A 10,471-nucleotide genomic window follows, 5' to 3' on the forward strand; every position below is an offset into this window, starting at 1 on the left:
CAATAACCAATAACCAATAACCAATAACCAATAACCAATAACTAATAACCAATAACCAATAACCAATAACCAATAACTAATAACTGAGGAATTATAAAAAAAATGGGCTTATTTGACGATTTCAGCCGCTTTCTAGAAACCAAATTAGAAGAATTTTTACGCAGCAATCCCCATCTGGAATTGCAAGCAATAGAAGAACAACTGAAGGAACAAGAAGAAGATACTCTGCGGCTGATTCTCGAAATCCAGAAACAAGAAAAAACACTGCAAGCAGAAATTCTCTTGGCCGCCCAAGAAATTCAGCGCTGGAACGATCGAGCAAACAAAGCTAAAGCAGCTCAAAGGCTGGATTTAGCTCAAGCAGCCCAAGAGCGACAAGCGGCTTTGCTGCGTCAGGGAAATCAGCGCTGGGGACAAATGCAGGGCTGCAAAGAACGAATTGAAAGAGCAAAAGAACTGTACCGCCAAATTCAATTGCGGCGAAAAGAAGTTCGCTCAAAAGCAGCGGAAGCGGCTGTGGCCGCGGCCGCTCAAACTACTACTAAAGCAGAGCAGAATTGGGATACCAAGGGTTGGAATCAAACCTATAATTATAACAGTTTTAATGCTGCAGACCCTCTCGAAGACAAGTTTCAACACTGGGAAGCTCAGGAAGAACTCGATCGCATGAAGCGCAATATAGGCAGATAATTATCTATAGCGATCGGACTAAAGGAACAGACCATCGTCACAAAAAAAGGTTTGTAGTGCGGAATTGCATACGCTTGCTTGGCGGAGGACTTAAGTCCGAACTACGAACGAATCTGATTGCGGTCAATCGATCGGACATCAGAGGACCCATCAATCAAAAATTTATGCAGCAAGTCTATTTGAGATTAAATAGCATTCTAAGATTGTAGGGACGATTTTGGCAAATCCAGCCTGTCACCCATAATATAGAGAAATAGTCGCCTTCATGGCATCATAGAAACTTGTCCCTCACATAACTGAAATCGATGACAGCTCAAAACTCCCCAGTTTCCCCCATCACTTGGAAAGAAGACCGAGTTCTGCTAATTGACCAAAACCGACTGCCGCAAGAATACGGTGTAGTCGAAATTAGCCACTCTCAAGATATGGCTGAGGCGATTAAAACTATGATAGTCCGAGGTGCTCCGGCGATCGGCGTAGCGGCAGCCTACGGGATGTATTTGGGCGCGAGGGAAATCGAAACGGGCGATCGCACCGAATTTCTCGCTAAACTAGAACAAGTTGGTGAATTATTGCGATCGACTCGTCCCACAGCCGTTAATTTGTTTTGGGCGATATCCCGAATGCTCAAAACCGCCGAAAAAACTAGCGGTTCCGTCGAACAAATCCAAAAAACTTTGTTAGAAATGGCCAAAACCATTCAAGCCGAAGACTTGCAAACTTGCAAAGATATCGGCGACAAAGGCTTAGAAGTTCTGCCAGCAACACCCGAAAAATTGAACTTACTAACTCACTGCAACGCCGGTGCCTTAGCTACAGCAGGTTACGGAACAGCATTAGGTGTAATTCGTTCTGCTTGGCGAGAAGGCAGACTCGGCAGAGTTTTTGCAGACGAAACTCGCCCCCGTCTCCAAGGTGCAAAACTCACAACTTGGGAATGCGTGCAAGAAGGAATTCCCGTCACATTAATAGCCGACAATATGGCCGCCCACTGCATGAAACTCGGCATGATTCACGCAGTAGTTGTCGGTGCAGACAGAATCGCTGCTAACGGCGACGCAGCCAATAAAATTGGTACTTACAGTTTAGCAATTGTTGCCAAAGCTCACAACGTCCCCTTCTTTGTCGCCGCACCTTTATCAACAATTGATTTTGAACTTTCAGACGGCAGCCAAATCCCCATTGAAGAACGCGATGCTGTGGAAATGTATCAAGTTGGAACTACGCGAATTTGTCCAGAGGGTGTAGAATTTTACAATCCCGCTTTTGACGTAACTCCGGCCGAATTAATTTCAGGAATTATCACGGAACACGGCACGGTTGCTCCTGGAGAGTTGAAACAGTTTCAAGCAAAACAATTAGTTTAATTGTATGTTACTCACCCGCTCTATTCACGCAAAGTTGTTGCAAATAATCCCGCTTTTGTCAAGTAGGTTTGCCGATAAATTTCAGGGAAAGATTGAGGGAGAATTTTTAGGGGAACGCCAAACAACTGTTAGGACAAAGCAGTTCTGTTTTCCTAGCGCGACTCAAATTTGCAGCAATGTTACAAGCCGGATTCGTAGCTGTCGCAATCGGCAGAGGAAAGTTGCGATCGCAGCTATAACTTTGCCAGTTGTTTTTGCTACAGTCGCTCAGGCTCAATTGTCGCCAACCTTGAAAGCTCAGGAATCAGCAGCTAAACAATATGTGGCAGCGATGAATAAAGGTCAGCAAGCCTACTATGCAAACAATACGGGTTTTACAAGTTCTGTTGCCAATCTAGGTCTAGGTCGCATTAAAGCTGACACAGTTAATTACAAATATTCAATTAATACCGGAAACAAAGCTGTATTTAATTATGCAGTGTCGAACCAAGCTAATTTTAAAAGTTTTGTGGGAGGAGTTTTTTTAGTAGGCAACAAGAGGCAAACAATTTTGTGTGTAAATGTAGCTAATGGCAAGATTAAACCAGCCAATCCCATTAATACTAATGGGGTTTTAAACTGTGCTGCTAAAACAGCAAAAATTGTTAAGTAAACTATCTTTAATTTATGTGTAACTTAGCAGATAATTGGATTGTTAGCGCAGATATTGCTAAGGAATTGCTGTCAGGCAGAGCTACTCTGCTGGATGCTCGTGAACCTGTGTTAAAGTGGTTTTGCCGTCTGCCGCCAGCTATTCCCGTAACTTGGCAGCAATTTGCCTGTTCCGACTTTCCGCACCAAGGTAAAATTATCGAAGATGATGCAGTTTTAACAGAAAAATTGCAAGCATTGGGAATTTGTCAAGACCAACCAGTCATTGTCATTGCGGATTCCGCGAAAGGCTGGGGCGAAGACGGGCGGATTGTTTGGATGCTGCGAACTTTGGGACACGAAAAAGCTGTGTTTGTCGATGGAGGATATCGAGCTTTTGTTAAAGCTGGAATCGATCGCACAAACCGCACAAATCATCCATCGCAGCCAGGAGATTTTATTGTATCTCGCCGCTCGAATAGAGAAATCAATCGAGATGATTTAAAAGCTATTTTAGGCAATGCTAATTTAGCAGTGATTGATGCGAGGGAACCGCGAGAATATGCAGGTAAAACGCCTTACGGAGAAACCAGGGGCGGTCACATTCCCGGTGCGGTGCATCTCTACTACAAAGAGTTGACAAACAAGCAGGGAAAACTGCTGGAACGCGAGGAAATTGTCGCTATGTTGCAGCAGAAAGGAGTTTCGCAGTCAACGGAAATTGTGAGTTATTGTACTGGGGGAGTTAGGTCTGCATGGTTGACTTGTGTCTTGAAAAATTTGGGATTTAATGCTAAGAATTATGCAGGTTCAATGTGGGAATGGTCGGCTTCGCCGGCGGATAGCTATCCCCTGACAAAAAACTAAAACTAGCAATTAGAAATTAGTCCTAGGGTGCGTCAGAAGAGAGTCTCTTAATTACCGATAAAAGAAACCTAGCTGACGCACCTTATTCAGCCAATTAGTCCTAGGGTGCGTCAGAAGAGAGTCTATCAATTATCGATAAAAGAACCCTAGCTGACGCACCCTACTGAAGCCAAAACCCAATGATTATAATGGGCATTTAACCTTGACAAATCGGCGGGTTTCACGTTGCAGCATCTCAACCGACTTGTTCGATATACTGAGCGAGATCGTCGCGCAGGCGGCTGAGTTCGGCTTCGGTGGTGACGCGCACGCGATCGTCCCTAACCGTAATCAGCACTTTCGCAGCAAAAGGAGTTGGCCAGATATTCGGGTTGCAAAAAACCTCCAAAAATACATCCCCCGCATACCGATATTCCATCGGTTTTTGGGGAGAAGCTTTAGCGCCAGCGGTTTTGGCTGCTACAGCTTTCAAGCTTTCCATCAAAGCTGCAATCTCGCTTTGCAAATCCCGCGCGGCTTGCGGGGAAAAGCTAAAGGAAACAGAACCTTCAATTAAATTCAGTGTCAGGGGAGAAAGAGACATGGGCAATGAAATTTAACATACAATTGTTAATGATAAAAGATATAGTAACCCAAAAGAAGTACCTGCCAGCTAAATTGGACTGCGAGAATGCTATTAATTACAATTTGTCTCAAGAAGCTGGGCAAAATTAATGAATGTAAATCTAACCGCAACCTAGATTCTACAATACTTTTAATTTGCGATCGCTCGATCGGCTTTAAACTAGAAGCCATAACACTTGATGGCCGATCGAGGAGATTTTATGGTAGCCGATAACCGTTCCGAAATCCGCAAGGTTTTAATAATTACCTTATTGCTAAATTTGCTGGTGATGGCAATTAAAGCAGCCGTGGGATGGCTGACTGGTTCCCTCAGTTTGCTGGCAGATGCTTTGCACAGCGTCACGGACAGCGCTAATAATATTTTAGGATTGGTAACTAATCATTATGCCAATCCGCAGCCCGATCGCGATCATCCCTACGGACACCAGAAATTTGACGCTCTCGGAGCTCTGGGAATAGCTGTTTTTCTGGGAATTGCCTGTTTTGAAATTCTCAGCGGCGCTGTTGAAAGGTTGCTCAAAGGTGGCACAGTTGTCAAAATATCCCCAAATGAACTGTGGATATTGCTGCTCGTACTGGGGATTAATATTTTTGTCACTTTTTACGAGCGCAGGGTTGGGAAACGTCTCGGTAGCGCGATTTTGGTGGCTGACGCTCAGCACACGATGAGCGATGTTTGGGTGACAATTATGGTAATTGCTGGGTTGATTGGTGTTTGGCAAGGGCAGGTTTGGAATATACCTCAATTGCAATCCCTAGACGTGTTTTTGTCTTTTCCTGTGGCTGTTTTGGTATTTAGCAGCGGTTGGAAAGTTTTAAGGGAAAATCTGCCTTGGTTGGTGGATGAAATGGCGATCGCCCCGGAAGCGATCCACGCGATCGCAATGGATGTACCGGGTGTTGTCAACTGTCACTCGATCGCCTCTCGCGGTGCGATCGGGCGTCAAGTGTTTATTGATATGCACATGATTGTGAATGCGGCTGATGTAGAAACTGCTCACCAGATTACAGAAGAAGTAGAAGCCCGTTTGGAAGAACGTTTCAGCCCTGTACGCATCTTAATTCACGTCGAGCCTCCGGCTTACGAGTCCGATCGAATTAGCTACGATTCTGGAGAGAATGAAGCAGGAAAGAGGATGCAGGAAGGAGGAAATATCTAGGCTGTACCGGCAGCCAACAGCAGACTCTGGGATTGAGCAAGAAAGCCTTTTTGGGCGATCGGTATTCCTAGATTTTTTGAAATTTTATCAATCGGATTCAAGCGATCGCACTTCATTTTGTGGCGCTTTTCCACAGGAAAAGGGGGGTTTTCCACAGGAAAAGGCAAGTTTTCCACAATAAATTTGATAATTATCGATCGAAAGACTATTGGTACAAGTTGGCAGTTTTTTGGATTTCTACGGCCATTTTGTGTCGCAAGTCCCAAGGTAGCAGAATTTCGACTTGGGAGCCCAAAGCTCGCAACCACCTCAGCGGGTAGTAGTCTGTCACTCGGTAAGTGACTTGATAGTAAGCATCGTCGGTTGGGCGAGACTGGAGGATTTCTAAAAGTGCCGATCGCTCTTCTGGATTGGGAGTGTATTGTGTGATTAATCTGGCGGCGCGATCGTACTCTATGGCTTTACAGGTATGGTGAATGCTGATTCCTTGCAGGTAGGATTGAGCGAAAGCGCGATCGAACCGCAGTACCATCAGCGCGGTTTCTTTATAAAAATCGCAGCCCCAAGCTTCCTTTAACATATCGTTAACTGTTTTGGGAGTTGGCAGGTTATTTTCCTGATATTTTTCTTTGAGTAATTGGGGGACGCGGGTATCTTGCCAATCTAGCGGTTCTATGCGTTTAGAAATAATGCGATCGAGCCGATATTTGTACCAATTGATATCACCTTTGGGAGTGCTGCCGTAGGCACACAAATATTTAGCTCGTTCCATAAAGTAAATACAAACAGGATAAACAACGCACTCCTTAATCAGATTTTGATGAGCGCTGCGATAAGTTAATAGCAAAGGAGCGATATTTTGAGAATCCCACATTTCCTGCAATTCGCTCTGAAATTGATCGACAGCATCTTCTAGGCTGCTAGATTCGGGTACGAGATAATCAACGTACAAAAAGACGCGGTGATTATCTTCATCTCCTGCTGCGAAAACCTGTTCCGCCAACAAAGGCAAACTCGGATCGAGAAAACTAAACATATCCAGATAAATCTGTGCTTTATAACTCAAATTGCTCTCTGTATTGGAGTTTTCCGATCGATCGAATATTGACGGGATTGTTTCTACTCGGCGATAATTCTTACTTCGGCCCGGAGCATCATTTATTAGTTGCAGCAAATTCCGACTCACCAGCAAATCGAAATCATTTTGCAGAGATTTACGAACTTGAGCGAATAATTTTTCTGCCAAAAGTTCGTCTAAATCGATCTCGGAAATTGCGAGCTGTTTTTGTAAAGAGTGCCGCCACTCATTTACAGGCACATCCCATTCGATCAACCACTGTTTGGTTGTTTTGTTGCAGGCGCAATTTGGCTCTGGATAGTTGGCAATATCTGCTTGCTTTTCATCTTTGTAATTCTCGCCAAAGAAAGCGGCGCGCCAATCGGCATAGGTGAAGGAATTTGCCAGGGCATTATATGCTTCGTCGCTGTACAGCCAAGTTAACAAAACCCATAACCTGATGGCGCGGGTCAGATTTTGCATTTGGTCGAGGGAACCGTTGGCTAATTGTTGTAAAATCTTGGGGTTGGGGGGATTGCCAAAGGTTTGGTTCACGGTGGGTTTGAGGGATTGGTGTTGTGTTTTTATAGCGTAAGGGCTAACGGAAGGGGGGTCTTCCTATAGGATGCCATAATCGGCGTGAAAGTTGAAAAAGACGGAGAAACAGGCTTTATGAGTACATCTGAGTTCGACAAGTACAAAGTTGACCACCTATTTTTGCTGGTTGGCGAGAATCCTTTGCCTAACTATGTGGCTGCGAGACTTTTGTTAAATCCAGGAGGTACGCCCTACCTTGTGTATACGACTGGTACAGAGAAGCCAGCCAAGCGTCTGCAAACAATATTGAGTAGCGAACCAATTGGTTTAAAGACTGCTCAACTTGTGCCACTAAATGATGGCGAAGCTGATGCCTATCAGATTCAAAAGGCAATTCGCTCTAAGCTAGAAACTATCAAGGATGGAAAGATTGGGTTAAATTATACGGGCGGTACGAAGGCGATGGCTGTACACGCTTACAGAGCAGTTTTTAGCAAAGAGCGTCCCCAGACTGTGTTTAGCTATCTTGACCCGCGCAAGCTAGAGATGTGCATAGACAGCGAGAACACTCCCATCAAACCGATCAAAGTTAAACCAGAAGTGATTCCCGTCGAACTTGCCAAAGTGTTTCAAATACACGGATGGACGTGGCAAGACAAATCAGATCCTATTGACAAGCCGGAATTACCTGAAGCTGCAAAAGCCTTTGCTGAATTTCATAAGAATGGTGATTTAGTGCAACTATGGCGTGATTGGTGTAATGAAGTTTTGCGGAAAGCAGCAAGAGATGAAAAAGATAAAAATAAATGGAAAAAGGAAACTAAGCTAACAGAGATTTCTACTTTGAGCCTTGAGAAACTGAAATCTAAGGAAAACATCATGAGTACCTTGAGTCATTTAGGAGTTGTGGGTGAAGATTTATCACTTCATGCTATCAAGGAGAAAGGAATCAAAAGCTTAGAATCTGCCTGTAAATGGTTAGACGGCGAATGGTTAGAGCATTATGTTTTACAACAAGTCCAAGAAATTCCTGAAGAGTTATTTATTTACGATAGCGCTACTTCATTTTGGATTCGGAATCCAATCGATCCGAAAAATACTAAATTTCAGTTTGATGTTGCCTTCATGCGAGGATATCAGCTCTTTGCGATCTCTTGTACAACTATCGCTCGTAAATCTGATTGTAAATCCAAGCTATTTGAAGCTTACATCAGAGCGCGACAACTCGGTGGGGATGAAGCGCGAGTGGCTCTAGTATGTTGTGCTAGCGAGAAAGATGTTAACGCCCTTGAAACAGAAATTGTAAATGTTTTTAATCCGGCTCCCGAAAGTGGGCAAAGAAACCACAAAATAGCCGTATTTGGACGTGATGACCTAATGGATTTAGCGAGCAGGATTGGAGAATGGATTCAACAAAATGATAAGGATGCAAGATGAAAAAATTTACTGTCACTGTACTCGACACAACGGGAATTCAACCCTACATTTTCGGTAGTAACCGCCTGCGCGAAAATATTGGTGCATCTTACCTAGTTTCTCAAGCAACAGATGACTGGGCTAGAGAAGCTTTACATACCTTCGCGCGCCAAGATGTAAATCGCAAAGTTTATGCTTTCAATCCTAAAGAGCCTGAAAAACATCAACCGGATGCCAAACCACGTATTGAAGATGATGGACTAGCTGCCGAATTAGTTTATGCAGGTGGCGGTAATACAGTCTTGCTATTTTCAGACAAGCAATATGCGGTAGAATTTACTCAAATTTTGAGCAAGCGAATCTTAGAAGAAGCACCAGGAATTAATCTTGTAGCTGTTCATCAAAAATTTGATTGGGATAGTCAATCTCTATATGATGTCGTTCAGAATTTGATGAAAAATGACTTGGATGCCAAAAAGCGAAGCCGTATACCCTCTGCACCATTGCTAGGTTTGGGTGTGACAGCTACTTGTCGATCGACTCAGTTAGTTGCCGTAAAGATGAGCGAAAAATTTGAGGATGATGAACCCTATCTTATTTCGACAGAGATTGATGCAAAACTCAAAGTTGTTTCTAAAGCTAACAATAAGCTGCAAAAAATGTTTGCCTCTGCTTTAGATTCCTATAAATTCCCTCTAAGAACCGACAAAATGGGTCGTTCAGAAGGAGATTCTAGCTATGTTGCTGTAGTTCATGCTGATGGCAATGGTATGGGTAAACGGTTTCAAAAGTTTGGCAAAGATAAGTGTAATCGAGACTACATTATCGCTATGCGCCAACTATCCCACAGCGTCAATCAGGCTGGTATTAATGCACTGAAAGAAGTGGTAGAGATACAGGTTAAATCAATTAAGGTAGATGCCGATGGAAAAAGAAAAGTCAAGGGTAAGTTTGAGCTCAAAGATAATTACTTGCCCTTCCGTCCTCTAGTCTACGGTGGTGATGACATTACCTTCGTTTGTGATGGAAGATTGGGATTAGAACTCGCCGCCATTTTTTTGCAAGAATTTGAGAAAAAGCTAGTTGTAGGGAATGAAAATGGTAAAAATCCTCTCACAGCCTGTGCAGGAATTTGTGTTGTCAAAACTCATTATCCCTTTGCACGCGCTTATCAACTTAGCGAAGATTTGTGCCGAAAAGCTAAAAAATTTGTTAAAGATGAAGACAAAGGAGATTTCTCAGCTTTGGATTGGCATCTAGCAGCCAGTGGCTTAAGTGGATCGATTTCTGAAATTCGCGATCGCGAATTTCAAGTACCCGCAGGTAGTTTATCAATGCGACCTGTAAGTTTGAAAAAAGAAATCGATAGCGATTGGCGTACTTGGGAGGGCTTCACAAAAGTAGTCAAACACTTCAATGAAGATGAGGAATGGAACGGTCGTCATAATAAGGTGATTGCTTTAAGGGATGTACTGCGACAAGGAATTGATGCAACTCAGAAGTTTCTCAAAAACTACAGAATAAAACATGAGCAACTACCTCTTTTTCCAGAATTTAGCGGTCAAAGTAAAGATTTAGCTGAGAAAGGTTGGCTAAATGGAGTTTGTGGTTACTTTGATGCTATTGAAGCGATGGAATTTTATATCTCATTAAAAGAGGAGTCAGATGCCAATTTATCAACTGAAAATAAAACTGCTGAGTGATACAACTTTTGGGCGGGGAGATGGAGTCGCAGGTTTAATTGACCAAGAAGTCGAACACGATCCTTTTGGTTTTCCTTACTTGCGGGGACGCACTCTCAAGGGATTGCTGAGCGAAGAAAGCGATAACTTAATTGCAATATTGACTAATCATCGCCCATCTTGGGAAAGAGTTGCTTGCAATTTGTTCGGTACATTGGGCAGTACCATAGGGACAATGGGTGCAGTTCATGTAGGTGATGCTTGTTTGCCAGAGGATTTACGTCAAGCTGTTGCTTTCCAGATTAATGATGAAAAAAAGTTAACAAAAACAGAGGTACTTAATTCGCTAACAACTATCCGCCGTCATTGGTAACAAGTTAGAAAGGAGTAGATTTTGTCAATACCCCTTTGTGCATAAATATAATTGGGTAATAATGATAA

The 10,471-nt window shown here is 43.3% G+C and carries 12 protein-coding genes; 8 read left to right on the forward strand and 4 right to left on the reverse strand.

The annotated features are described in order from the left end of the window. The first annotated feature begins 102 nt into the window (after positions 1–102). The 4 genes from QUA97_RS27215 (at position 103) to QUA97_RS27230 (ending at position 3,554) form a co-directional block, all read left to right on the forward strand. Positions 103–690 (forward strand): TIGR04376 family protein, encoded by a 588-nt coding sequence (locus QUA97_RS27215; RefSeq protein ID WP_194068511.1) that lies wholly within the window; start codon positions 103–105, stop codon positions 688–690. Between the two features lie 305 nt (positions 691–995). Next, positions 996–2,057: an S-methyl-5-thioribose-1-phosphate isomerase gene (gene mtnA / locus QUA97_RS27220; protein WP_194068509.1), complete on the forward strand. Its 1,062-nt coding sequence runs from the start codon at positions 996–998 to the stop codon at positions 2,055–2,057. Between the two features lie 241 nt (positions 2,058–2,298). Further along, on the forward strand, positions 2,299–2,709 hold the full coding sequence (locus QUA97_RS27225; protein WP_228050108.1) for a type IV pilin-like G/H family protein: 411 nt from the start codon (positions 2,299–2,301) through the stop codon (positions 2,707–2,709). Positions 2,710–2,723: 14 nt separating this feature from the next. Next, on the forward strand, positions 2,724–3,554 hold the full coding sequence (locus tag QUA97_RS27230) for a sulfurtransferase (protein ID WP_194068505.1): 831 nt from the start codon (positions 2,724–2,726) through the stop codon (positions 3,552–3,554). 235 nt (positions 3,555–3,789) lie between these two features. Here QUA97_RS27230 and QUA97_RS27235 read toward each other — a convergent pair whose 3' ends face one another. Both QUA97_RS27235 and QUA97_RS27240 read right to left on the reverse strand, forming a co-directional pair. Then, positions 3,790–4,137: a hypothetical protein gene (locus tag QUA97_RS27235; RefSeq protein WP_194068503.1), complete on the reverse strand. Its 348-nt coding sequence runs from the start codon at positions 4,135–4,137 to the stop codon at positions 3,790–3,792. Positions 4,138–4,163: 26 nt separating this feature from the next. Next, entirely contained in the window at positions 4,164–4,349 is a 186-nt protein-coding gene (locus QUA97_RS27240; RefSeq protein ID WP_194009607.1) for a hypothetical protein, read from the reverse strand. A 29-nt stretch (positions 4,350–4,378) separates the two neighbouring features. Between QUA97_RS27240 and QUA97_RS27245 the strand changes: the two genes are divergently transcribed. After that, complete coding sequence (locus QUA97_RS27245; RefSeq protein WP_194068501.1) at positions 4,379–5,338, forward strand: cation diffusion facilitator family transporter; 960 nt, start codon at positions 4,379–4,381, stop codon at positions 5,336–5,338. On the opposite strand, the gene QUA97_RS27250 is transcribed toward QUA97_RS27245, so the two are convergent. Further along, positions 5,335–5,514: a hypothetical protein gene (locus QUA97_RS27250; RefSeq protein WP_194068499.1), complete on the reverse strand. Its 180-nt coding sequence runs from the start codon at positions 5,512–5,514 to the stop codon at positions 5,335–5,337. The two genes, QUA97_RS27245 and QUA97_RS27250, sit on opposite strands and share 4 nt — an antisense overlap. A 29-nt stretch (positions 5,515–5,543) precedes the next feature. Further along, entirely contained in the window at positions 5,544–6,950 is a 1,407-nt protein-coding gene (locus QUA97_RS27255) for a TIGR03985 family CRISPR-associated protein (RefSeq protein ID WP_333197384.1), read from the reverse strand. An 84-nt stretch (positions 6,951–7,034) separates the two neighbouring features. Between QUA97_RS27255 and QUA97_RS27260 the strand changes: the two genes are divergently transcribed. Genes QUA97_RS27260 through QUA97_RS27270 form a run of 3 tightly spaced genes read left to right on the forward strand, consistent with a single transcriptional unit; the run spans position 7,035 to position 10,403 of the window. After that, positions 7,035–8,369, forward strand: a complete 1,335-nt coding sequence (locus tag QUA97_RS27260; protein ID WP_333197386.1) for a Card1-like endonuclease domain-containing protein — start codon at positions 7,035–7,037, stop codon at positions 8,367–8,369. Continuing rightward, positions 8,366–10,051, forward strand: coding sequence for a Cas10/Cmr2 second palm domain-containing protein (locus QUA97_RS27265; protein ID WP_333197388.1), 1,686 nt, complete (start codon positions 8,366–8,368; stop codon positions 10,049–10,051). Before QUA97_RS27260 ends, QUA97_RS27265 begins: the two co-directional genes overlap by 4 nt. After that, a complete protein-coding gene (locus QUA97_RS27270; RefSeq protein ID WP_333197392.1) occupies positions 10,014–10,403 on the forward strand; it encodes an RAMP superfamily CRISPR-associated protein in 390 nt (129 codons plus the stop codon). Before QUA97_RS27265 ends, QUA97_RS27270 begins: the two co-directional genes overlap by 38 nt. Positions 10,404–10,471: the final 68 nt, after the last annotated feature.

The sequence above is a fragment of the Microcoleus sp. CZ3-B2 genome (assembly GCF_036705055.1).
Lineage (GTDB): Bacteria > Cyanobacteriota > Cyanobacteriia > Cyanobacteriales > Microcoleaceae > Microcoleus.

Excerpts from the sequence above, each read along its gene's own strand:
- QUA97_RS27245 (WP_194068501.1), top strand. The coding sequence starts at position 4,379 with ATGGTAGCCGATAACCGTTCCGAAATCCGCAAGGTTTTAATAATTACC.
- QUA97_RS27265 (WP_333197388.1), top strand. The coding sequence starts at position 8,366 with ATGAAAAAATTTACTGTCACTGTACTCGACACAACGGGAATTCAACCC.
- QUA97_RS27215 (WP_194068511.1), top strand. The coding sequence starts at position 103 with ATGGGCTTATTTGACGATTTCAGCCGCTTTCTAGAAACCAAATTAGAA.
- mtnA (WP_194068509.1), top strand. The coding sequence starts at position 996 with ATGACAGCTCAAAACTCCCCAGTTTCCCCCATCACTTGGAAAGAAGAC.
- QUA97_RS27270 (WP_333197392.1), top strand. The coding sequence starts at position 10,014 with ATGCCAATTTATCAACTGAAAATAAAACTGCTGAGTGATACAACTTTT.
- QUA97_RS27235 (WP_194068503.1), bottom strand. The coding sequence starts at position 4,137 with ATGTCTCTTTCTCCCCTGACACTGAATTTAATTGAAGGTTCTGTTTCC.
- QUA97_RS27240 (WP_194009607.1), bottom strand. The coding sequence starts at position 4,349 with ATGGCTTCTAGTTTAAAGCCGATCGAGCGATCGCAAATTAAAAGTATT.
- QUA97_RS27230 (WP_194068505.1), top strand. The coding sequence starts at position 2,724 with ATGTGTAACTTAGCAGATAATTGGATTGTTAGCGCAGATATTGCTAAG.